The sequence below is a fragment of the Streptococcus mitis genome, from assembly GCF_047459985.1.
Classification (GTDB): Bacteria; Bacillota; Bacilli; order Lactobacillales; family Streptococcaceae; genus Streptococcus; species Streptococcus mitis_DZ.
The window spans coordinates 238,675-262,605 of the sequence record NZ_JASHHD010000002.1 but is presented as its reverse complement, the minus strand read 5'-3'; the positions used below and the strand labels follow the sequence as shown (position 1 = coordinate 262,605).

Sequence of the window (23,931 nt, the reverse complement as noted above, 5' to 3'; positions counted from 1 at the left end):
GAAAGTGTGTAAAAATGGAATTTTCAAAGAAAACACGTGAATTATCAATTCAAAAAATGCAGGAACGTATCTTGGACCTCTTGATTATCGGTGGAGGAATCACCGGTGCTGGTGTAGCCTTGCAGGCGGCAGCTAGCGGTCTTGACACTGGTTTGATTGAAATGCAAGACTTTGCAGAAGGAACATCTAGCCGTTCAACTAAATTGGTTCATGGAGGTCTTCGTTACCTTAAGCAATTTGACGTAGAAGTTGTATCAGATACGGTTTCAGAACGTGCAGTAGTTCAACAAATTGCACCTCACATTCCAAAACCAGACCCAATGCTCTTACCAGTTTATGAAGAAGATGGAGCAACCTTTAGTCTCTTCCGTCTTAAAGTAGCTATGGATCTTTACGACCTCTTGGCAGGTGTTAACAATACGCCAGCTGCTAACAAGGTCTTGAGCAAGGAAGAAGTCTTAGAACGCCAACCAAACTTGAAGAAAGAAGGCTTGGTAGGAGGTGGAGTGTATCTTGACTTCCGTAACAACGATGCCCGTCTTGTAATTGAAAATATTAAACGTGCTAACCAAGACGGTGCCCTCATTGCCAACCATGTTAAAGCAGAAGGATTCCTCTTTGACGAAAGTGGCAAGATTACAGGTGTGGTAGCTCGTGATCTCTTGACTGATCAAGTATTTGAAATTAAGGCTCGTCTGGTTATCAACACAACAGGTCCTTGGAGTGACAAGGTACGCAATTTGTCTAATAAGGGAGCACAATTCTCACAAATGCGTCCAACTAAGGGAGTTCACTTGGTAGTTGATTCAAGCAAGATCAAGGTTTCTCAACCAGTTTACTTTGATACAGGCTTGGGAGATGGTCGTATGGTTTTTGTACTTCCACGTGAAAATAAGACTTACTTCGGTACAACAGACACAGACTACACAGGTGATTTAGAACATCCAAAAGTAACTCAAGAAGATGTAGATTACCTACTTGGTATTGTCAATAACCGTTTCCCAGAAGCAAACATTACTGTTGCTGACATTGAAAGTAGCTGGGCTGGTCTTCGTCCATTGATTGCAGGCAATAGCGCTTCTGACTACAATGGAGGAAATAACGGTACCATCAGTGATGAAAGCTTTAACAACTTGATTGCGACTGTTGAATCTTACCTCACTAAAGAAAAAACTCGTGAAGATGTTGAGGCTGCTGTTAGCAAGCTTGAAAGCAGCACATCTGAGAAACATTTGGATCCGTCAGCGGTTTCTCGTGGATCTAGCTTGGACCGTGATGACAATGGTCTCTTGACCCTTGCTGGTGGTAAAATCACAGATTATCGTAAGATGGCTGAAGGAGCTATGGAGCGTGTGCTTGATATCCTCAAAGCAGAATTTGACCGTAGCTTTAAACTCATCAACTCTAAGACATATCCTGTTTCAGGTGGTGAATTGAACCCAGCAAGCGTGGATACAGAAATCGAGGCTTTTGCTGAACTTGGTGTATCTCGTGGTTTGGATAGCAAGGAAGCTCATTACCTAGCAAATCTCTATGGTTCAAATGCACCTAAGGTCTTTGCTCTTGCTCATAGTTTGGAACAAGCACCAGGACTCAGCTTGGCGGATACCTTGTCGCTTCACTATGCAATGCGCAATGAGTTGGCTCTGAGCCCAGTTGACTTCCTTCTTCGTCGTACCAACCATATGCTCTTTATGCGTGATAGTTTGGACAGCATCGTAGAGCCAGTTTTGGATGAAATGGGACGATTCTATGAATGGACAGAAGATGAAAAAGCAGCTTACCGTGCTGATTTAGAAGTAGCCATCGCTAACAATGATTTGGCAGAATTAAAAAATTAAGAAAAAATAAAAGAGGTGGAGGGCAAGACTCCTAGTCTACCCTTTCCTCCTTTTTAATGGAGACAGAAATATGATGAATGAATTATTTGGAGAATTTCTAGGGACTTTAATCCTGATTCTTCTAGGGAACGGTGTTGTAGCAGGTGTGGTTCTTCCTAAAACCAAGAGCAACAATGCAGGTTGGATTGTGATTACTATGGGTTGGGGGATTGCAGTTGCGGTTGCAGCCTTTGTATCTGGAAAACTCAGTCCAGCTCATTTAAACCCAGCTGTGACAATTGGTGTGGCTTTAAAAGGTGACTTACCTTGGGCTTCAGTATTCCCTTATATCCTAGCTCAGTTTGCAGGAGCTATGTTTGGTCAGATTTTGGTTTGGTTGCAATTCAAACCTCACTACGAAGCAGAAGAAAATGCAGGAAATATTTTGGCTACTTTTAGCACAGGACCAGCTATCAAAGATACTGTATCAAACTTGATTAGTGAAATCCTTGGAACCTTTGTATTGGTATTGACAATCTTTGCCTTGGGACTTTATGACCTTCAAGCAGGAATCGGAACCTTTGCAGTGGGTACCTTGATTGTCGGTATCGGTCTATCACTAGGTGGGACAACAGGTTATGCCTTGAACCCTGCGCGTGACCTTGGACCTCGTATCATGCACAGCATCTTACCAATTCCAAACAAGGGAGACGGAGACTGGTCTTACGCTTGGATCCCTGTTGTGGGACCTGTTATCGGAGCAGCCTTGGCTGTGCTTGTATTCTCACTTTTCTAATCTAGAAAATAATTATGTTGATAGGGCTTGGGATGAAAATCTCAGGCTTTTTTAAAATATACATAGAAAAACCGCATAATTTTAAAATTAGCTTAAATATAATGAAAATCTACGGCAAACAATTGAAAAATTACCCGAGAAAGTGGTACAATGGTAGAAAAATACTATAGTAAGAGTTCATCTTATTTAGCAAAAATTACAGAAATGAATGGTTTTTCTTGATGAAACAGAGAAAAGAATTGTACCTCTTTCTTGGTAGGACAGCCTTGTATTTTCTTATCTTTCTAGGGCTGCTTTACTTCTTTAGCTATCTTGGTCAGGGTCAAGGAAGCTTTATCTATAATGAATTTTAACTTGAAGGAGAATCCCTATTGTGTCAAATAAACCAATAGTAGATATGATTGAAACCATTGAGCATTTTGCTCAGACCCAGCCTAGCTATCCTGTTTACAATGTTTTGGGGCAGGAACACACTTATGGAGATTTAAAGGCTGATTCGGATAGTTTGGCTGCAGCTATTGACCAACTGAATTTACCAGAGAAGTCTCCGGTGGTTGTTTTTGGAGGCCAAGAATATGAAATGTTGGCAACTTTTGTAGCGTTGACTAAGTCAGGTCATGCCTACATTCCCATTGATAGTCATTCGGCCTTGGAGCGAGTTTCGGCTATTTTAGAAGTAGCAGAGCCAAGCTTGATTATTGCCATCTCAGATTTTCCATTGGAGCAGGTTTCTACACCGATGTTGACTCTAGCTCAGGTTCAAGAAGCCTTTGCTCAAGGGACTAGCTATGAGATTACGCATCCAGTCAAGGGTGATGATAACTACTACATTATCTTTACTTCTGGTACAACTGGTAAGCCTAAAGGAGTGCAGATTTCACATGATAACCTCCTCAGCTTTACCAACTGGATGATTACGGATAAGGAATTTGCGACGCCAAGTCATCCGCAAATGCTGGCTCAGCCACCTTATTCATTTGACCTGTCTGTCATGTACTGGGCACCGACCTTGGCACTAGGTGGTACGCTCTTCGCTCTTCCTTCAGCCATTACTCAAGACTTTAAGCAACTCTTTGCGACCATCTTTTCATTGCCAATCGCTATCTGGACATCAACCCCTTCTTTTGCGGATATGGCCATGTTGTCAGAAGACTTTAACAGTGAGAAAATGCCTGGAATCACGCATTTCTACTTTGATGGCGAAGAATTGACGGTTAAAACGGCTCAAAAACTGCGCGAACGTTTCCCATATGCCCGTATTATCAATGCCTATGGCCCAACAGAAGCGACAGTAGCCCTATCAGCTGTTGCTGTGACAGACGAGATGCTAGCGACTCTCAAACGTCTACCAATCGGCTATACCAAGGCTGATTCTCCAACCTTTATCATTGATGAGGAAGGTAAGAAACTGCCAAATGGTGAACAGGGAGAAATCATTGTTTCTGGACCAGCTGTTTCAAAAGGTTATATGAACAATCCTGAAAAAACAGCGGAAGCCTTCTTTGAGTTCGAAGGACTGCCAGCCTATCACACAGGTGATGTGGGAACTATGACAGATGAAGGCTTGCTTCTCTACGGTGGACGCATGGACTTCCAGATTAAGTTTAACGGTTACCGCATTGAGTTAGAAGATGTCTCTCAAAACCTCAATAAGTCTCGCTTTATCGAGTCTGCTGTTGCTGTTCCACGTTATAACAAGGACCACAAGGTACAAAATTTACTGGCTTATGTCATCTTAAAAGATGGTGTTCGTGAACAGTTTGAACGTGATATCGATATTACCAAGGCTATCAAGGAAGATTTGACAGATATCATGATGTCCTACATGATGCCATCTAAATTCCTTTATCGAGACAGTTTACCACTGACTCCAAATGGGAAGATTGACATCAAAGGATTGATTAACGAGGTGAATAGCAGATGATGGAGTTCTTTCAACAGCTTCCTCATTTAGAGCCATATGGTAATCCTCAGTATTTTGTCTATGTGATAGCTGCAACCTTGCCTATCTTTATCGGTCTCTTTTTCAAGAAACGTTTTGCCTGGTATGAAATACTGGTTAGTCTCTTCTTCATCGTCACTATGTTGGTAGGTGGGAAGACTAATCAATTGGCCGCCTTGGGTATTTATCTGTGCTGGGAAATATTGCTCTTGCTTTTCTACAAGCACTATAGAAAAAGTAAGGATGGCAAGTGGGTCTTCTACCTAGTTAGTTTTCTGTCCCTCCTTCCGATTATCTTTGTCAAGGTGCAGCCGGCTATCAATGGAACGCAGTCTTTGCTGGGGTTCTTGGGAATTTCCTACCTGACGTTTCGTTCGGTTGGGATTATCATCGAGCTGAGAGATGGAGTGATTAAGGATTTTACCCTCTGGGAATTCCTCCGCTTTCTTCTCTTCATGCCGACCTTTTCAAGTGGCCCAATCGACCGCTTTAAACGGTTTAATGAAAATTATCAGACCATTCCTGAGCGGGATGAGTTGATGGATATGCTGGATGAATCTGTTCGCTATATTATGTGGGGCTTTTTGTATAAGTTTATCCTAGCTCATGTTTTAGGAGAGACCTTGTTGCCTCCTCTGAAGAATCTAGCTTTGCAGGCAGGTGGTTTCTTTAACCTCTATGCCTTGGCAGTTATGTATACCTTTGGTCTGGAGCTCTTCTTTGATTTTGCAGGTTACTCTATGTTTGCCTTAGCCATCTCAAACTTGATGGGAATCCGTAGTCCTATCAACTTTAATAAGCCCTTTTTGTCAAGGGATTTAAAGGAATTTTGGAATCGTTGGCATATGAGCCTGTCTTTCTGGTTCCGTGACTTTGTCTTTATGCGGATGGTAATGGTATTGACCAGAAAGAAGGTCTTTAAAAATCGTAATGTAACTTCAAGTGTGGCTTACATTGTAAATATGCTGATTATGGGATTTTGGCACGGTGTGACCTGGTACTATATCGCCTATGGACTCTTTCATGGACTGGGATTGGTCATCAATGATGCTTGGGTTCGCAAGAGAAAAACACTCAATAAGGAGCGGAAAAAAGCAGGGAAGGTTGCTCTACCTGAGAATCGCTGGATTCAGTTGCTTGGTATGGTGGTCACCTTCCATGTCGTCATGCTGTCATTCTTAATCTTTTCTGGATTTTTGAATGATTTATGGTTTAAAAAATAAAAGGAAATAAAATATGGATATCAAATCAGAAGTTATCGAAATTATTGATGAGTTGTTTATGGAAGATGTTTCTGACATGATGGATGAAGATCTTTTTGACGCAGGTGTCTTGGATAGTATGGGGACGGTTGAATTAATTGTGGAGATTGAAAACCGTTTTGACATTCGTGTTCCTGTAACAGAGTTTGGTCGCGACGACTGGAATACAGCCAATAAAATCATATCTGGTATTGTGGAGCTACAAAATGCTTAAACGCTTATGGATGATCTTCGGACCGGTCTTGATAGCTGGTTTGTTGGTTTTTCTGCTCATTTTCTTTTATCCTACTGAGATGCGTCATGATTTGGGGGTCGAAAAGCGTTCGGCGGTGGCTATTACTATTGAAAGTTTTAAGGAGAGGAGTCAAAAGGTCAGAGCCCTATCTGATCCAAATATGCGTTTTGTTCCCTTCTTTGGCTCCAGTGAGTGGCTTCGTTTTGATGGAGCTCATCCTGCGGTATTGGCTGAGAAATACAATCGTTCTTATCGCCCTTATCTTTTAGGACAGAGAGGAGCTGCATCGCTCAATCAGTATTTTGGAATGCAACAGATGTTACCACAGCTAGAGAATAAACAAGTTGTGTATGTTATCTCACCTCAGTGGTTCAGTAAAAATGGCTATGAGCCAGCTGCCTTCCAACAATATTTTAATGGAGACCAGTTGACCAGTTTTCTGGAAAATCAATCTGGAGATCAGGCTAGTCAATATGCAGCGACTCGCTTACTGCAGCAGTTCCCAAACGTAGCTATGAAGGATTTGGTTCAGAAGTTGGCAAGTGAAGAAGAACTGTCGACTGCAGACGATAAAATGATTGAATTATTGGCTCGTTTTAATGAGCGCCAAGCTTCCTTTTTTGGTCAGTTTTCGGTTAGAGGCTATTTCAAATATGATAAGCATGTAGGTAAGTATTTAAAGACCTTGCCAGACCAGTTTTCTTATCAAGCCATAGAAGATATTGTTAAAGCAGATGCTGAAAAGAATACTTCCAATAATGATCTGGGAATGGAAAATTATTTCTATAATACGCAGATTAAGAAGGATTTGACGAAATTAAAGGATTCTCAGAAAAACTTTACCTATCTCAAGTCGCCAGAATATAATGACCTACAATTAGTGTTAACCCAGTTTTCTAAATCCAAGGTAAACCCGATTTTTATCATTCCACCTGTTAATAAAAAATGGATGGACTATGCTGGTTTGCGGGAGGATATGTACCAACAAACGGTGCAGAAGATTCGTTACCAGTTAGAAAGTCAAGGTTTTACAAATATAGCAGATTTTTCTAAGGATGGTGGAGAACCATTCTTTATGAAGGATACTATTCACCTTGGGTGGTTGGGTTGGTTGGCTTTTGACAAGGCAGTTGATCCTTTCCTGTCTAATCCCACACCAGCTCCGACTTATCATTTGAATGAGCGCTTTTTCAGCAAAGATTGGGCGACTTATGATGGAGATGTCAAGGAATTTCAATAGATAATAGTATAGAAGAGTTCAAGAATGAAGCCTATTTTCACGTTTTTTCTTGACTCTTTTTTGGTTTGTGATATAATTAACCAGTAAAGAATCGGTGACTATCGGTACTTTTATACTCAATGAAAATCAAAGAGCAAACTAGGAAGCTAGCCGCAGGCTGTACTTGAGTACGGCAAGGCAATGCTGACGTAGTTTGAAGAGATTTTCGAAGAGTATTATCTAAAAGTGATAGTTAAGAAAGGAGTAACACATGAGACAGCTTGCGCAGGAAATTGATACTTTTTTGAATGAGGTTATCTTGAAATCTGAAAATCAGCATGAAATCCTAATAGGTCATTGCACTAGCGAGGTGGCCCTGACCAATACTCAGGAGCACATTCTCATGCTTTTGTCAGAGGAATCTTTAACAAATTCAGAGTTGGCGCGTCGCCTCAATGTCAGCCAGGCAGCAGTTACCAAGGCCATTAAGTCTTTGGTCAAGGAAGGGATGTTGGAAACATCTAAAGATCCGAAGGATGCGCGTGTGATTTTTTATCAGTTGACTGATTTGGCTCGTCCAATCGCTGAGGAGCATCATCATCACCATGAGCATACACTTTTAACCTATGAACAAGTGGCAACTCAGTTTACTCCAAATGAACAAAAAGTGATTCAGCGGTTTTTGACTGCTTTAGTAGGAGAAATCAAATAATGAGATATATTACGGTAGAGGATTTATCCTTCTATTATGATAAGGAGCCCGTTCTTGAACATATCAATTATAGTGTTGATAGTGGGGAATTTGTTACCTTGACAGGGGAAAATGGAGCCGCTAAGACAACTCTAATCAAGGCCAGTCTGGGCATTCTTCAACCAAGATTTGGCAAAGTTACTATTTCAAAGACCAACACTCGTGGGACGAAACTAAGAATTGCCTATCTTCCTCAGCAAATCTCTAGTTTTAATGCGGGCTTTCCAAGTACTGTTTATGAGTTTGTAAAATCAGGCCGATACCCTAGAAAGGGCTGGTTCCGTCGTTTGAATGCCCATGATGAAGAACACATCAAGGCTAGTTTGGATTCTGTTGGGATGTGGGAGCATCGGGATAAACGCATTGGTTCTCTCTCTGGTGGGCAAAAGCAAAGAGCTGTTATCGCACGTATGTTTGCTTCAGATCCGGATATCTTTATTTTGGATGAGCCGACGACAGGGATGGATGCAGGAACCAAGAATGAATTTTATGAGCTTATGCACCATAGTGCCCACCATCATGGCAAGGCTGTTTTGATGATTACTCACGATCCAGAAGAAGTCAAAGACTACGCAGATCGCAACATCCACCTGGTTCGAGACCAAGATTCGCCATGGCGTTGCTTTAATGTTCATGAAAGTGACCAGGAGGTGGAGCATGCTTAATCTACTGTCTTATGATTTTATGCAACGGGCCTTTTTGGCAGTTATTGCCATGAGTCTTTTCTCGCCGGTATTGGGAACCTTCCTCATCTTGCGTCGTCAGAGTTTGATGAGTGATACCCTCAGCCACGTCTCACTTTCGGGTGTAGCCTTTGGTCTGGTTCTGGGGATTTCTCCGACTATTTCAACTATTGCTATTGTCTTGATTGCGGCGGTCTTTCTGGAGTATCTCCGTACGGTTTACAAGAGCTTTATGGAAATCGGGACAGCTATCCTCATGTCGACAGGTCTGGCTGTTTCTCTGATTGTCATGAGCAAGGGTAAAAGCTCTAGTTCAATGAGTTTGGACCAGTACCTTTTTGGTTCCATCGTGACGATTAGTGAAGAGCAGGTTATTTCCCTCTTTGTCATTGCAGCGGTTGTTTTGATCTTGACCTTCCTCTTCCTTCGTCCAATGTATATCCTGACCTTTGATGAAGATACGGCCTTTGTGGATGGCTTGCCTGTTCGTACCATGTCCATTCTTTTTAACATGGTGACAGGGGTGGCCATTGCCCTTATGATTCCAGCTGCGGGAGCTCTTTTGGTATCGACCATTATGGTCTTACCAGCTAGTATTGCCCTGCGTCTGGGTAAAAACTTTAAATCGGTCATGCTGCTTGCCAGTGCTATTGGATTTTTGGGAATGGTAGCAGGTCTTTACATTTCCTACTATGCAGAAACACCTGCAAGTGCAAGTATTACCATTATTTTTGTAACTGTCTTTATACTAATCAGTTTAGTAAGACGATTTATAAAATAGGAGACTAACGTGAAAAAAATTAGCTTATTGCTAGCCAGTCTATGTGCCTTGTTTTTAGTAGCTTGTTCCAATCAAAAGCAAGCAAATGGCAAACTAAATATTGTGACAACCTTTTATCCTGTCTATGAATTTACCAAGCAAGTCGCAGGAGATACTGCTAATGTAGAACTCCTAATCGGTGCTGGTACAGAACCCCATGAATATGAACCGTCTGCCAAGGCAGTTGCCAAAATACAAGACGCAGACACCTTCGTTTATGAAAATGAAAACATGGAGACCTGGGTCCCTAAATTGCTAGATACCTTGGATAAGAAAAAGGTGAAAACCATCAAGGCGACAGGCGATATGTTGCTTTTACCAGGTGGCGAGGAAGAAGAGGGAGACCATGATCATGGAGAAGAAGGTCATCACCATGAGTTCGATCCCCATGTTTGGTTATCACCAGTCCGTGCCATTAAACTAGTAGAGCACATCCGTGACAGCTTGTCAGCAGATTATCCTGATAAAAAAGAGACCTTTGAAAAGAACGCAGCTGCCTATATCGAAAAATTGCAAGCCTTGGATAAGGCTTATGCAGAAGGCTTATCTCAAGCCAAACAAAAGAGCTTTGTAACGCAACACGCAGCCTTTAACTACCTTGCCTTGGACTATGGACTCAAGCAAGTTGCTATCTCAGGCCTTTCTCCAGATGCAGAGCCATCAGCAGCTCGCTTGGCGGAATTGACAGAGTACGTCAAGAAAAATAAAATTGCCTATATCTACTTTGAAGAAAATGCTTCACAAGCTCTTGCTAACACACTTTCAAAAGAGGCAGGTGTCAAAACAGATGTCCTTAATCCTTTAGAAAGTCTGACAGAAGAGGACACCAAGGCTGGAGAAAACTACATTTCTGTGATGGAGAAAAACCTCAAGGCTCTAAAACAAACAACAGACCAAGAAGGCCCTGCTATCGAACCTGAAAAGGAAGAGGATACCAAGACAGTCCAAAATGGTTACTTTGAGGATACAGCTGTCAAGGACCGCACCTTGAGTGACTATGCAGGTAACTGGCAATCAGTTTATCCTTTCCTTGAAGATGGTACGTTTGATCAAGTCTTTGACTACAAGGCTAAGTTGACTGGTAAGATGACTCAGGCTGAGTACAAGGCCTACTATACAAAAGGCTATCAGACCGATGTGACTAAGATTAACATCACTGATAACACTATGGAATTTGTTCAAGGTGGACAAAGTAAGAAATTCACCTACAAGTATGTTGGTAAGAAAATCTTGACTTACAAGAAAGGCAATCGTGGCGTGCGCTTCCTCTTTGAAGCGACAGATGCGGATGCTGGACAGTTCAAGTATGTTCAGTTTAGTGACCACAATATCGCCCCAGTGAAGGCAGAACATTTCCATATCTTCTTTGGAGGAACAAGCCAAGAAGCCCTCTTTGAAGAAATGGATAACTGGCCAACCTACTACCTAGATAACCTATCTGGTCAAGAAATCGCCCAAGAAATGTTGGCGCATTGATGAGAAACCGACTAGTTCATAGGAGCTAGTCGGTTTTTGAGTACTAGGTGGCTAACTTCATTATAGATCTTTCAGATACATAAGTCGCTTAAAAAATAAATAAAACTCTTGAAATATCGGGGTTTATATGCTAGAATGTAGTTAATTGATAAGGTTCATTAGAACACCAAAGCCCCTAACTATTGCCGTAGTTAAGGGCTTTTTTGACGTATCTTAGCGATTTAACGGGTGTTGATAGGCTAGTCACTCGGTCTATTTCTTACCATCTAGCCATTTGCAAACGAAATACAAGATAATTCCAGCGATGACGTCCGCTATAATAGTAAGAACGAGCTCTGGGGCAAGGTTCATTAGTTTTACCTCCTCTCACGAACCGTAAGGAACGTAATCGGTAACCGATGACAAAAATAGTATACACATTAAATTTAGACCATCAAGCTTGCTTAATTCTTGAAATATAGGGGATAGGCAAAAAGTCTTTAAAATCAAAAAAAGTATAGTATCAGATGTATAAAAGCTTGATGTTATATCAATTATAAAAGTGGATAGGAAAGTTTTCTGATTATCAGAATTCCTTCCTATCCACTTTTTGAAGATTGTAAGCTAATTTTATTTTATGTAGAATTAGTTTATTTGTTTTATTTATCAAAACCTTGCAAGGCTTTTTGGCGTTCTTCTACTTGACCTTTAGCATCTAGTTTATTACCAGCGTATACAGCTGATTCCCATGATCCGTACATTGGATTTGGGAAGATGATGAATTTTTCACCGAATTCTTTTTGCAATTCTTCAAGTTGTTTATCACGGTCAGATTCAGAAGTCTTAGAAAAATCTGCAAAGTCTACGAGGTTATCACCAAACAATAAGATAAGGTTTGTTTTTTCTTGAACTTTTTGGCGACGACCTTCTTTGGATTTTACACCACTTTCTAAGAACATAAGATGATCACGTCCTTGAACAGGAATTCCTTCACTTTCAAGATTTTTAATAGTAGCATCTACTTGATTAGCTGAGCGGTCAGAAATATAGTAGATTTGGACACCGTTTTGATCAGCAAACTGAAGAAAATCTTTGGCACCTGGGACGGCTTTTGCTGAAGCTTTTTGAACCCAAACATCCCAATTTTCGGGTGTAAATGCTGTACCATCTTTGACATTTTGTACTTGATAAGGGCTATTATCTAGGACAGTTTCATCCAAGTCTAAAACGATAGAGTAAGGTTTGTCTGATTCTGTTTTGAGCAATTCCTTTAGGTGACTTGTTGCAACGTTATAACCCTGTATGTATAAAGCTTTAGTTTCAGCTGATTTTTGATACCAAAGGGTTGACATAGTGTTTTCTCTTGACCGTAGTTGGTCATATGTCATTGTAATCTGATTATCAGATGAGCTATTATTGCTTGTCTGTGTTTCTGTAGACTTTGTTGCACAACTAGCCAATAAGACGACAGAAGCAAGTGTAGAAAGGATTGTAACAGTAGTTTTTGCTGTTTTCATGAAATATCTCCTATTCATTAATTTCAATCACTAGTATAGCACGAGGGAAAAGTTAAGGCAAGTCATTCTCGGACTATGGATGTAGATTCTACAGAAGTTAATGTAATGAAAAAAGCGATTGCATTTTATAAAGAGTTGTTTTAGCCAGAGATTAGACGACAATGTGACAATTCACCTCTAATTATTGACATTTCAGGAAAAATCGCAGTAAAATCTGCACAGCCTTCTTTAAATGTGCTATAATACAGGAAAAATAATGATGGAGGTCACGATAATGGCAACATTTTTGATGATTTTTGTAGTGGTTTGTGTACTCCTATTGGTGATAGTCACACTGAGTACAGTTTATGTGGTTCGTCAGCAGTCGGTGGCGATTATTGAACGCTTTGGGAAATACCAAAAGGTTGCCAATAGCGGTATTCATATTCGCTTGCCTTTTGGGATTGACTCGATTGCAGCGCGAATTCAGTTGCGCTTGTTGCAAAGCGATATTGTGGTTGAGACTAAGACCAAGGATAATGTGTTCGTTATGATGAATGTGGCGACCCAGTACCGTGTCAATGAGCAAAGCGTGACAGATGCTTACTATAAACTCATGCGTCCAGAATCTCAGATTAAATCTTATATCGAAGACGCCCTTCGCTCTTCTGTTCCCAAATTAACCTTGGATGAATTATTTGAGAAAAAAGATGAGATTGCCCTTGAAGTTCAACACCAAGTAGCAGAAGAAATGACTACTTATGGTTATATTATTGTGAAAACTTTGATTACAAAGGTCGAACCAGATGCAGAAGTTAAGCAATCCATGAATGAAATCAATGCGGCGCAACGTAAGCGGGTTGCAGCGCAAGAATTGGCGGAAGCAGACAAGATAAAAATCGTCACTGCAGCTGAAGCCGAAGCAGAAAAAGACCGCCTCCATGGTGTGGGGATTGCCCAACAACGTAAGGCGATTGTGGATGGATTGGCAGAGTCTATCACAGAACTCAAGGAAGCCAATGTTGGCATGACAGAAGAACAAATCATGTCCATCCTCTTGACCAACCAGTATTTGGATACCTTGAATACCTTTGCTGCAAAAGGCAATCAAACGATCTTTTTACCAAATACACCAAATGGTGTGGATGATATCCGTACACAAATCTTGTCAGCCCTCCGCGCTGAGAAGAAATAATAGACTAAAGAGCTTGGCAACAGGCTCTTTTTGCGTTGACTTTTAGGCTTGAGGATTAAAATCCTCCTCCACAAATTATAGAATCTTTTCCGAGTATTTAGTGAGTGATGGAGGAAGTCTTGAAAGCGCTTTTGTTTTGTGTTATAGTCAAGTAAATTGAGTCGTTTAAAGAGGAATGCTTGTATGAGAAGAGAAGAAGTTTTTCGAAATCACTGGTTTTTTAGCCAGGAGGTGGGAAAAGAAGAAGCCTTGGCGCCGGATTTTCAGAGGGAAAATTGGCAGGCTATTCAAGTGCCACATGACTGGAGTATTTACAATGATTTTGACCAGTATTCGCCAGCGCAAAATGAGGGTGGCCAGTTAAACGGGGGTCAGGCTTGGTACCGGACGCAGTTTTACTTGGAAGATGATGCCAGTCTGGTTTCGGTGCGTTTGCTCTTTGACGGGGTTTACATGAATGCCCAAGTCTATATCAACGGGCAAGTGCTGGGCTATTATCCCAATGGCTATACACCTTTTTCTTATGATATCACGCCTTATCTAAGAAACGATGGGACGGCCAACCAGCTTGCGGTTTTTGTGGACAATCAGCAACCTAGCAGTCGTTGGTACTCTGGTAGCGGTATTTACCGAGAAGTAAAATTGTTGATGACCGATTCGGTGCATTTGGATTTATATGGGATTAAGATAGAAAGTCCCAAGCTTAAGGAGCAAAGGCAATCTTGGGTAGAAACTCAGCTTGAAAGTAAGGTTTCAAATGATGGATCTCAGTCCGTGTCGGTGTATTTGGAACAGAGTATCTGGCATGAAGGGCAGCAATTGTCAGACTGGCAGGCGACAGACTCTCTAGTAATTGATTCTGGAGAAAAACATCATTTCAAACAAGCCATATCAATTTTTCACCCTTTACTTTGGGATATTGACCATCCCCACCTTTACCAATTGAAGACTCGACTTTACAAAAATGGCATTTTGGTTGATGAAGAAGAGGAGACCTTTGGTTATCGCTATATGGATTGGCAAGCGGATAAGGGCTTCTTTCTAAATGGTCGCTGGTTGAAGATTCATGGAGTTTGTCTGCACCATGACTACGGAGCGCTGGGAGCTGTGGAAAACAGGTCAGCTGCTGAGAGACGATTGCGCCAGATGAAGGACATGGGTGTCAATGCGATCCGAATCACCCATAATCCAGCTAGTAGTATCTTGCTGGATGTGGCTGCTAAAATGGGATTACTTATCCAAGAAGAAGCCTTTGATACCTGGTATGGAGGTAAGAAAGAATATGACTATGGTCGCTTTTTTGAGGAAGAAGCGACTCATCCCGAAGCGAAAGCAGGCGACTTCTGGTCAGATTACGATTTGCGAATCATGATTGAGCGTGGTAAGAACAATCCAGCCATCTTTATGTGGTCCTTGGGAAATGAAGTTAGTGAAGCAAATGGCGATGCTCATTCACTGAAGACTATCAAACGCTTGCTAGGAAGGGTAAAGGAAGTGGATGATAGTCGTTTTGTGACCATGGGAATGGATCAATTCCGCTTTGGAGATGGTTCTGGAGGTCATGAAAAGATTGCTGATTTGCTGGATGTAGTGGGCTTGAATTACTCAGAAGACAATATTGATGGAATTCGCAAAAGACATCCCAAGTGGCGACTTTACGGATCTGAAACCTCATCGGCCACCCGGACGCGTGATAGCTATTTTCGCCCAGATAAGGAGTGGGTTGGAGATAATCGCCGCGTGAGGAATTTTGAACAGTCAGACTATGGCAATGATCGGGTTCCTTGGGGAAAGACAGCGACGGCTTCTTGGATAGCAGATAGAAATCGGCTAGACTACGCAGGTCAGTTTATCTGGACAGGAGTGGACTATATTGGTGAGCCAACTCCTTGGCACAATCAAAACGACACGCCTGTCAAGAGTTCCTATTTTGGGATTGTGGACACGGCAGGGATTCCTAAAAATGACTATTATCTCTATCAAAGTCAGTGGTTGGACGTAAATCAGCATCCCATGGTTCATATCTTGCCCCACTGGAATTGGGAAATCCACAAGAGTTATCAACAAGTTGTGGATAAGTATGGGGATATCCCTGTTCGAGTGTATTCAAATGTTGGTTCTGTAGAGCTATTTCTCAATGGAAAATCTCAAGGCAGGAAGACTTTTCAGGAAAAATGGACTGCAGATGGTAGAAAATACCAAGAGGGAGAAGGTTCTGACCAACTCTATCTCGAATGGTGTTTGGCTTATCAACCAGGAGAATTGCATGCTGTGGCCTATGACCATCAAGGTCAGATTGTGGCAGAAGATAGGGTAGTGACTGCAGGCAAGTCTGCTAAGATTGACCTACATGCCGAGAAAACACAACTGGAGCCAGATGGGCAAGAACTCCTCTATCTCTATTTTGATGTATTGGACCAAGATGGAAATTGGGTGCCGAGTGCTTCCAATCAGCTTCATTTTGAAATTGAAGGACCAGCTCGCATTGTGGGTGTGGATAACGGTAGGCAGGCCAGTCGTGAACGTTATCAGGCTCAGAAAAATGGTCAGCTTAAGAGAAAAGCCTTTCATGGCAGAGGTGTCCTCTTAGTTCAGAGCTTGGAGCAGGCAGGTCAGGTGAGAGTAAAAGCTAGTGCCAGAGGGCTAGAGTCAGCAAGTTTTGATCTCTTAGTGGGAGAGGCTTTGGATTCCCAAGCAGTGAAAAATCAGCGCTTGTTTGAGATTCGAGTGGACAAGCAGGCAGGTTTGCAAGAGGGAGATTACCCAGCTATTGGACTTTATCCACAAACTGTGGATAACCCTGTGAACAAGGTGGGGAATAGTGAAGTGATTTGGGAGACGAGTGGCAGTGCCCACGCCGTTGTCAAGCGGGGAGTGCTTCATTGCTTGTCTGCCGGCGACTTGGTTATTCGCGCCATTTATCAAGGGAAGACCTATCAAACTCATTTGCAGGTTGCAGAAAATACCTCACTAGGGCAGGCAGTTTCTGTACGACCACTTCGCTTGTATACAGATAGGGGAACTTATCCACAGCTACCATCTTCAGTCTTGGTGGACTATGAGTTCGGTGGTGCAAAACGAGTCAAGGTTGTTTGGGAGGTAATCTCCGAAGAAGATATAGCTAGCTTTCATGAATTTACGGTATATGGTCAGATAGAGGGGCTGACTTTAAAGGCTTCTGCTCAGGTTTGTGTTCAAGAGATTTGCGCTATTGAGCCTGAAAGGGTTTGGACGCTTGTCAAGGAAGCCCCACACTTACCAGACCGAGTCAAGCTAGTCTTGTCAGATGGCAGACGAGATACGGCCAAGGTGACTTGGGATGAACCCGATCCTCAAGTCTATGCTCAGGTAGGAGAATGTGTGCTTACAGGACAAGTAGAGGGCTGTGAGTTGCCAGCAACAGTCACCATTCATGTGACAGATACCAGTGTAGCTGGGGAAGTTATTTCCAATCAGTGGACAGGATCCAACCTGCCTCTGGTCTTTGCTTCCCACTCGGAGCCGAATCACCCAGCCTCTTACCTCAATGACAAGGTCATTGCTCGGAAAAAATCGACAGCCAATACTTGGATTGCCAAGTCAGAGAAAGCCAGCGTGGGCATTCTTTTTGGAGATGCAGGCATTTTAAAACCTCGATTTGTGGATAACGTGACCTTGTATTATGTTGAGAATCAAGAATACGTGGCAGTGGAGCCTACTTATATCGATTATTATGTAGGGAATGAGCCTAGCTTGCCTCGGACTCCAAATCATTTGGATAAGGAATCTCTGCTCAAGCAAGAGGAGAATTGGCGACCTGTATCAGCTATTAGAAAAGTGTCAAGCAACAAGGATGAAGAGCTTGGTTTTGAATTTGACAAGGTAGAAACTTATGCCCTTCGTCTTCGATTTGAAAACTTGGCAAGCTCTCTAGCGTTAACAGAATTGCAAGTACACGCCAAAAAAGTTAAGAAAAATGTAGATAGGAAGTAGTATGGTAAGAGAAATAAAACCGCATGGCCCCTTGCCTAGTCAGGCCCAGCTAGCTTATCTAGAGGATGAACTAGCAGCTTTTATCCATTTTGGTCCCAATACCTTTTATGATCAGGAATGGGGGACAGGTCAGGAGGATCCTGAACGCTTTAACCCGACACAGCTAGATGCGCGTGAATGGGTTCGCGTGCTCAAGGAAACAGGCTTTAAAAAGTTGATTTTGGTGGTCAAGCACCACGATGGCTTTATCCTTTATCCGACAGCTTACACAGATTATTCGGTTAAGGCCAGTCCTTGGAAGAATGGCGAGGGAGACTTGCTCCTTGAAGTATCCCAAGCTGCTACAGAATTTGATATGGATATGGGGGTCTACCTATCACCCTGGGATGCCCACAGTCCTCTCTATCATGTGGACCGAGAAGCGGACTACAATGCCTATTATCTGGCTCAGCTGAAGGAAATCTTATCAAATCCTGCCTATGGAAATAGAGGAAAATTTGCTGAGGTGTGGATGGATGGTGCTAGAGGAGAGGGCGCTCAAAAGGTCAATTATGAATTTGAAAAATGGTTTGAAACCATTCGTGACCTGCAGGGCGATTGCTTGATTTTTTCAACAGAGGGCACCAGTATCCGCTGGATTGGCAATGAACGAGGGTATGCAGGTGATCCCCTATGGCAAAAGGTGAATCCTGACAAACTAGGAACAGAAGCAGAGCTGGACTATCTTCAGCATGGAGATTCTTCGGGCACGATTTTTTCAATCGGTGAGGCAGATGTATCCATTCGGCCGGGCTGGTTCTACCATGAGGAGCAGGATCCTAAGTCTCTTGAGGAATTGGCCGAAATCTACTTTCATTCGGTGGGTCGGGGAACCCCACTCTTACTCAATATTCCGCCGAATAAAGATGGGCTCTTTGATGCAAAGGATATTGAACGACTTTATGAATTTGCGACCTATCGCAATGAGCTCTATAAAGAAGATTTGGCTCTGGGAGCTGAGGTATCTGGTCCTGCTCTTTCCGCAGACTTTGCCTGTTATCATCTAACAGATGGCCTTGAGACCAGCTCTTGGGCAAGCGATGTAGGCTTGCCAATCCAGCTGGAACTCGACCTAGGATCTCCTAAAACTTTTGATGTAATTGAGTTAAGAGAAGATTTGAAGCTAGGGCAACGAATCGCTGCTTTTCATGTTCAAGTCGAGGTGGATGGTGTCTGGCAAGAATTTGGAATGGGCTTTACAGTTGGTCATAAGCGTCTCCTGCGAGGTCCGCTAGTAGAGGCACAGAAGGTGCGCGTGATGATTACAGAGGCACAATCTATGCCTGTATTGACCAAGATTTCCCTCTATAAAACTCCTAGCTTATCAAAAAAAGAAGTTGTTCAGGGGCTAGCATTTGCAGAAAAAAGTCTGGCTGTAGCAAAGGGAGAGACTCTTCATTTTAGGATTGAACGTAGCGAAAGTAATACTCTTTTGGAAGCTAAGATTTCGATTCAACCGGGGACAGGTGTCCATGGTGTCGCCTATCAGGATGAAATCCAAGTCCTTCAATTCCAAGTAGGGGAAAGCAAAAAAGATTTGTGCCTACCAACCCTGTATTTTGCTGCTGATAAGACCTTAGATTTCTATCTGAATCTGACTGTTGATGGACAACTGGCTGATCAAGCTCAAGTTCAAGTTTCATAAAATAAAGAACCTTTGCAAAGGTTCTCAGATTGAAGACAAACGTCATTTTTGGCATTTGTCTTTTTTGCTTTTCAAAAATATTTTGTCTTATCACCTACTAATCTATCCCAAAATCTGAATTTGAGAAAAATAAAAAGAGATATTCTCTATCCATTTCACTAATTTTTTAATATTTAAACACGCCAAAGTAAGCCCAACTTTATCCTCCATTTTGGACTTTCCTTTCTCTCTAGTGTATCTCAAGTTATGGTATTCCTTAGCCGTCCCAAAGAGTCGTTCAATAGTTTCTTTGCGCTTCTTATAGAGTTCCTTCATTTCTCTTTGGTGACGAATCTCCTCACAAAATTCAAGAGCATCTTTCCAGACATGTCTCGTTACTACTTTTTGAAAATTCTTGCTTTGGGTACAAACGGATAATAAAGGACAGGCAACACATACTTTGGGATTACTCTTATACTCACGGTAGCCTTCTCGAGTGGTTGTGCGATAGCTTAATACTTGATTCTCTGGACAAACATAATGATCATAACTTGCATCATAAACAAAATGACTAGGCCTTAAGTTCCCCTTTACTCCCTTTGGACGAGTATAAGGAAAAACAGGGATGATGTTACGGTCTAATAAATAATGGGCAATAGCTGGGGTCTTGTAGCCTGCATCCGCAATAATATAGCGTGGGGAGAAAGGTTCTAACTTTGAGAAAAGAGCAGGGAAAGCCTGACTATCATGAACATTTCCCGCTTCAACCGTATAAGCTAAGGCCCAACCATGCTTATCGCAAGCAACTTGGGCAGAATAGGCAAATACTTCCTTGTGTTCTCCCTTGTGAAACCAACCACACTCGGGATCTGTCGTTGAAATTTTCTTTTCTTTAGCCTCACTTTCTTTTGCGGGCTTTAAGGACTTTTTTGCGTGTTTTTTCCTATCTAAATCAATCTCAACTTCCAATTGTTCACTCATAAACTTAGCTTGTTGGTCTACCATTTCCTTACGATACTTGTGACTATTAGCCGCCGCTTTGATATGGGTACCATCCACAAATATTTCAGAAGGATCAATTAAGCCAGCATACAAAGCTTGGTTGAGAACTTGGGAAAAAATCTCAGAAATGAGTTCTTTATCTTGAAAACGACGGCTGTAATTCTTTCCATAGGTAGTAAAATGAGGGACCTTATCATCTAAAGTTAGTCCAAGAAACCAACGATAGGCCACGTTAACTTCAATCTCTTTAATGGTTTGGCGCATGGAACGGATTCCATAAAAACATTTAATCAAAGGAATTTTGACTAACATGACGGGATCAAGACTAGGACGACCCTTATCTGGACTATAGGTATCTTTTACTAAATCATAGATAAAGTCAAAATCAACTTTTGAATCAACTTGTCGAAGAAAGTGATCTTTTGGGACCAATTCGTCTATTGTATAGAAACCATATTGCTTACGGTTATAATCAGGTTTTTCTTTGTGAAACATAGGGAACACCTCACAACTTTTCTTACCTCTATTATACGACTTTACAAAAAGAAAAGCCCTTAGAAACTTGTGTTCTAAGGACTTTGTCTTCAATCTGAACAGCCGAAGCTGTCTTTTTATCATTATTTGAGACCGTATTTTTTGTTGAAACGATCCACGCGTCCATCTGCTTGAGTGAACTTTTGACGTCCAGTGTAGAATGGGTGTGAGTCTGATGAAATTTCCACACGGATCAATGGGTAAGTTTCGCCTTCGAACTCAACTGTTTCGTTAGAGCATTTTGTTGAACCGCTAAGGAATTGGTAACCAGTAGTTGTGTCCATGAAGACAACTGGGCGATACTCTGGATGGATATCTTTTTTCATTTTGCAATATTTCCTTTCTGCCATGGTCTCTTTGCGAGCCATAGATTGTTACCATACTAGTCTATCAGATTCTGAAAAGTTTGGCAAGTATTTTATCAGTTTTTAAGCAAGTTTTTTAACTTTTGGTAGATGATTTCGTTTTCTTCCAGGCTATAGGAATTGGCACCGCTTGCTAGAGGGTGGCCTCCGCCATTATGTTCCTTGGCGATTTCATTGATAGGATGAATTTTACTGCGTAAGCGAACGCGGTAGTGGCCATCAGCCTGCTCCACAAAAATTCCCCAGAGACTGACACTATCAATGCGTCCAGGAGCACCGACAATGGCTGCAGTTTCAGCATCGGTGACATCGAATTGTTTCAAGATTTCTTGACTCAGGATAACGCGCGCTGCACCATTTTCATCAACTTCCAGATGGTCGTAGATGTAGCCTTGAAGTTTAGCGATTTTGTAGCTCATAGTGTCCATTTTACGAGTGAGAGCCGCAAAGTCAAAGTTATGCTCTCTCAAATAAGCAGCAAGGCGAAGAGTCCGTGCAGTGGTAGAAGGGTAGAGGAAGCGACCTGTATCACCAACAATTCCTGCAAAGAGCAACTCAGCAGCTCGATCTGACAAGGCCAGTTGAGTTGTTTGGGCAAATAGGGTAATCATCTCACTAGCGCTACTTGAATTAGTATCCACCCAAGATAGGTCACCATATACATCATCATTTGGATGGTGGTCAATCTTAATGAGAAAATCACCTTTACTATAGCGCTTATCATCGATACGAGCAGTATTCGCCGTATCACAGACGATGACAAGGGCGCCTTGGTAGGCACTATCTTCAACAAGATCCATTTCAGCCATCCAAGTAAGAGTGGGTTCATTAAAACCTACGACTTTGATGGTTTTTTCTGGGAAATGATGTTTGAGAAGAGCTTTCAAACCCACTTGACTTCCTAAGGCATCTGGGTCTGGTTTCATATGACGATGAATGATAATCGTGTCGTATTCTTTGATTTTTTCTAAAATGTGATGGCAAATTTCCATAAATAACCTCAATTCTTTCTCATTTCATTGTAGCACAAGAATTTTTATTTTTAAAATGAAAAAGATGTGATATAATGGAGAAAGATAAATTGAGGAGGACGATATGGCATTAGCAAAAATTGTATTTGCCAGTATGACCGGTAATACCGAAGAAATTGCAGATATTGTAGCAGACAAATTACGTGACTTGGGATTGGATGTCGATGTTGATGAATGTACAACTGTTGACGCTTCAGACTTCTTGGAAGCAGACATCGCTATCGTTGCGACCTATACTTATGGTGATGGAGAATTGCCAGATGAGATGATGGACTTCTACGAAGACCTAGCAGATCTCAACTTGAATGGCAAAATCTACGGAGTGGTCGGCTCAGGAGATACCTTCTACGATGAATTCTGTAAGGCTGTTGATGACTTTGATCGTGTCTTTGTAGCGACAGGAGCAGAAAAAGGCTCAGAATGCGTTAAAGTTGATCTTTCTGCTGAGGAAGAAGACATTGAACGCTTGGAACAATTCGCAGAAGAATTGGCTGCTAAAGTAGGATAAGCATGAACGTGCGCTGATGCAATCAATCAGTGCATTTTTCTTATTATAAGTTGGAATTTTACTAGCCTATTTAGTAGCTTTTTGATACAATAATTCAAATAAAGGAGGAGACTGTATGGATTTAGATAGAATTCGTCAAGAAATTGATCAAATTGACGACCAAATTGTCAAACTATTAGAAGAACGAATGCACTTAGTTGAAGGGGTTGTCGCTTATAAGAAGGCTTCGGATAAACCGATTTTAGATACCAAGAGAGAAGCAGTTATTTTTGAGAAGGTTAGGAGTCGTGTAGAGGACAAGCGCTATCAGGAGACTATTGTCGCAACGTTTTCGGACATACTCAAACGTTCGCGTGATTATCAGGATCAAAATATCAAATGAAAAAAGAACAATTTTATCCGCTAGGGATTTTTCTAGCTGCTATGTTTGGCGGACTTGTCCGCTACTTTGTTTCTTCTTGGTTGCCAGCTAGTCCAGAATTTCCTTGGGGAACCCTTCTTGTCAACTATATAGGAATTTTCTGCTTGGTCTATCTGGTAAAAGGCTATCTGGTATATAAGGGAAGCAGTAAAGGCTTGGTTTTAGCACTGGGGACAGGCTTTTGTGGAGGTTTAACAACCTTTTCCAGTCTAATGCTTGATGCTGTAAAACTGCTGGATACAGGGCGTTATCTTAGTTTGATCATGTATTTGCTTTTGAGTATCGGTGGAGGTCTGCTTTTGGCTTATTATTTGGGGAGGAAGAAATGGTAATCGTCTATCTTGCAATCGCTTGTGGCTGCGGAGCTTTAGTGCGCTATTTCTTTTCCCGCTATAATCAAGCTTCTAAATTGCCCCTCGGAACGCTTATAGCCAATCTTCTAGGTTGTTTTTTGATTGGAATTTTCTACAATCATGTGGAAGCCAAGGAAGTCTATGCTATTCTAGCAACAGGCTTTTGCGGAGGTTTAACAACTTTTTCGACCTTGAATGACGAACTTCAAAGACTGCTAAGCGATAGGAAGGTCTTTTATTCTTACCTGACTTTGACCTACCTAGGTGGTTTGATTGCGATTTTTTTAGGAATTCTGCTATAAATTTCTTTACTTTTTTGTGGAAATTTGGTAAACTGTATCTTGTGTGTAGTGGACGCACAAAAATACAGTTTATCCGCTGAGGAAGATTCCTCAAGATTGACAAAGA

The 23,931-nt window shown here is 41.8% G+C and carries 22 protein-coding genes; 18 read left to right on the top strand and 4 right to left on the bottom strand.

All coding sequences use genetic code 11. From position 1 onward, the window contains the following. Positions 1 to 14 precede the first annotated feature (14 nt). From glpO to adcA, 11 genes are all read left to right on the top strand, one after another. Positions 15 to 1,841, top strand: a complete 1,827-nt coding sequence (gene glpO / locus QM959_RS02805) for a type 1 glycerol-3-phosphate oxidase (protein WP_414371325.1) — start codon at positions 15 to 17, stop codon at positions 1,839 to 1,841. 70 nt (positions 1,842 to 1,911) lie between these two features. Beyond that, positions 1,912 to 2,616: an MIP/aquaporin family protein gene (locus QM959_RS02800; RefSeq protein WP_414371322.1), complete on the top strand. Its 705-nt coding sequence runs from the start codon at positions 1,912 to 1,914 to the stop codon at positions 2,614 to 2,616. 221 nt (positions 2,617 to 2,837) lie between these two features. Next, a complete protein-coding gene (locus QM959_RS02795; protein WP_000813667.1) occupies positions 2,838 to 2,969 on the top strand; it encodes a teichoic acid D-Ala incorporation-associated protein DltX in 132 nt (43 codons plus the stop codon). Positions 2,970 to 2,989: 20 nt separating this feature from the next. Next, positions 2,990 to 4,540 carry a D-alanine--poly(phosphoribitol) ligase subunit DltA gene (gene dltA / locus QM959_RS02790; protein ID WP_414371319.1) on the top strand — a complete coding sequence of 517 codons (1,551 nt, stop codon included), beginning with the start codon at positions 2,990 to 2,992 and terminating at the stop codon, positions 4,538 to 4,540. Next, positions 4,537 to 5,781: a D-alanyl-lipoteichoic acid biosynthesis protein DltB gene (gene dltB / locus QM959_RS02785; protein ID WP_414371316.1), complete on the top strand. Its 1,245-nt coding sequence runs from the start codon at positions 4,537 to 4,539 to the stop codon at positions 5,779 to 5,781. Before dltA ends, dltB begins: the two co-directional genes overlap by 4 nt. A 13-nt stretch (positions 5,782 to 5,794) precedes the next feature. Next, positions 5,795 to 6,034: a D-alanine--poly(phosphoribitol) ligase subunit DltC gene (dltC, locus tag QM959_RS02780; protein WP_050203593.1), complete on the top strand. Its 240-nt coding sequence runs from the start codon at positions 5,795 to 5,797 to the stop codon at positions 6,032 to 6,034. After that, complete coding sequence (gene dltD, locus QM959_RS02775) at positions 6,027 to 7,295, top strand: D-alanyl-lipoteichoic acid biosynthesis protein DltD (RefSeq protein WP_414371313.1); 1,269 nt, start codon at positions 6,027 to 6,029, stop codon at positions 7,293 to 7,295. Before dltC ends, dltD begins: the two co-directional genes overlap by 8 nt. A gap of 250 nt (positions 7,296 to 7,545) precedes the next feature. Beyond that, the gene (adcR, locus tag QM959_RS02770) at positions 7,546 to 7,986 is read left to right on the top strand and encodes a zinc-dependent transcriptional regulator AdcR (RefSeq protein ID WP_153224128.1); all 441 of its coding nucleotides are present in this window, start codon (positions 7,546 to 7,548) and stop codon (positions 7,984 to 7,986) included. Further along, positions 7,986 to 8,690, top strand: a complete 705-nt coding sequence (locus QM959_RS02765) for a metal ABC transporter ATP-binding protein (protein WP_247935187.1) — start codon at positions 7,986 to 7,988, stop codon at positions 8,688 to 8,690. The genes adcR and QM959_RS02765 overlap by 1 nt, the downstream gene beginning before the upstream one ends. Next, complete coding sequence (locus tag QM959_RS02760) at positions 8,683 to 9,489, top strand: metal ABC transporter permease (RefSeq protein ID WP_414371311.1); 807 nt, start codon at positions 8,683 to 8,685, stop codon at positions 9,487 to 9,489. The genes QM959_RS02765 and QM959_RS02760 overlap by 8 nt, the downstream gene beginning before the upstream one ends. 9 nt (positions 9,490 to 9,498) lie before the next feature. Further along, positions 9,499 to 11,004 (top strand): zinc ABC transporter substrate-binding lipoprotein AdcA, encoded by a 1,506-nt coding sequence (gene adcA, locus QM959_RS02755; protein WP_414371308.1) that lies wholly within the window; start codon positions 9,499 to 9,501, stop codon positions 11,002 to 11,004. A gap of 638 nt (positions 11,005 to 11,642) precedes the next feature. Here adcA and QM959_RS02750 read toward each other — a convergent pair. After that, complete coding sequence (locus tag QM959_RS02750) at positions 11,643 to 12,500, bottom strand: 5'-nucleotidase, lipoprotein e(P4) family (protein WP_247935190.1); 858 nt, start codon at positions 12,498 to 12,500, stop codon at positions 11,643 to 11,645. Positions 12,501 to 12,789: 289 nt separating this feature from the next. On the opposite strand from QM959_RS02750, the gene QM959_RS02745 reads away from it, so the two are divergent. From QM959_RS02745 to QM959_RS02735, 3 genes are all read left to right on the top strand, one after another. Then, on the top strand, positions 12,790 to 13,674 hold the full coding sequence (locus QM959_RS02745; RefSeq protein ID WP_025172052.1) for an SPFH domain-containing protein: 885 nt from the start codon (positions 12,790 to 12,792) through the stop codon (positions 13,672 to 13,674). 183 nt (positions 13,675 to 13,857) lie between these two features. Then, the gene (locus tag QM959_RS02740) at positions 13,858 to 17,646 is read left to right on the top strand and encodes a sugar-binding domain-containing protein (protein WP_414371306.1); all 3,789 of its coding nucleotides are present in this window, start codon (positions 13,858 to 13,860) and stop codon (positions 17,644 to 17,646) included. Position 17,647: 1 nt separating this feature from the next. Next, a complete protein-coding gene (locus tag QM959_RS02735) occupies positions 17,648 to 19,330 on the top strand; it encodes an alpha-L-fucosidase (RefSeq protein WP_414371304.1) in 1,683 nt (560 codons plus the stop codon). Between the two features lie 102 nt (positions 19,331 to 19,432). Here the strand turns inward: QM959_RS02735 and QM959_RS02730 are convergent, their stop codons facing one another. The 3 genes from QM959_RS02730 to QM959_RS02720 form a co-directional block, all read right to left on the bottom strand. Continuing rightward, complete coding sequence (locus QM959_RS02730) at positions 19,433 to 20,806, bottom strand: IS1182 family transposase (protein ID WP_414371302.1); 1,374 nt, start codon at positions 20,804 to 20,806, stop codon at positions 19,433 to 19,435. Between the two features lie 122 nt (positions 20,807 to 20,928). After that, complete coding sequence (locus QM959_RS02725; protein WP_061824508.1) at positions 20,929 to 21,171, bottom strand: type B 50S ribosomal protein L31; 243 nt, start codon at positions 21,169 to 21,171, stop codon at positions 20,929 to 20,931. A 95-nt stretch (positions 21,172 to 21,266) separates the two neighbouring features. Beyond that, positions 21,267 to 22,202, bottom strand: coding sequence for a DHH family phosphoesterase (locus tag QM959_RS02720; RefSeq protein ID WP_414371299.1), 936 nt, complete (start codon positions 22,200 to 22,202; stop codon positions 21,267 to 21,269). 103 nt (positions 22,203 to 22,305) lie between these two features. Between QM959_RS02720 and QM959_RS02715 the strand changes: the two genes are divergently transcribed. From QM959_RS02715 to crcB (QM959_RS02700), 4 genes are all read left to right on the top strand, one after another. Further along, the gene (locus QM959_RS02715; protein WP_001162125.1) at positions 22,306 to 22,749 is read left to right on the top strand and encodes a flavodoxin; all 444 of its coding nucleotides are present in this window, start codon (positions 22,306 to 22,308) and stop codon (positions 22,747 to 22,749) included. A 115-nt stretch (positions 22,750 to 22,864) separates the two neighbouring features. Continuing rightward, complete coding sequence (locus QM959_RS02710) at positions 22,865 to 23,131, top strand: chorismate mutase (protein WP_414371296.1); 267 nt, start codon at positions 22,865 to 22,867, stop codon at positions 23,129 to 23,131. After that, positions 23,128 to 23,502 (top strand): fluoride efflux transporter CrcB, encoded by a 375-nt coding sequence (crcB, locus tag QM959_RS02705; RefSeq protein WP_247935392.1) that lies wholly within the window; start codon positions 23,128 to 23,130, stop codon positions 23,500 to 23,502. The genes QM959_RS02710 and crcB (QM959_RS02705) overlap by 4 nt, the downstream gene beginning before the upstream one ends. Further along, on the top strand, positions 23,496 to 23,825 hold the full coding sequence (gene crcB / locus QM959_RS02700; RefSeq protein WP_414371292.1) for a fluoride efflux transporter CrcB: 330 nt from the start codon (positions 23,496 to 23,498) through the stop codon (positions 23,823 to 23,825). Before crcB (QM959_RS02705) ends, crcB (QM959_RS02700) begins: the two co-directional genes overlap by 7 nt. Positions 23,826 to 23,931 lie beyond the last annotated feature (106 nt).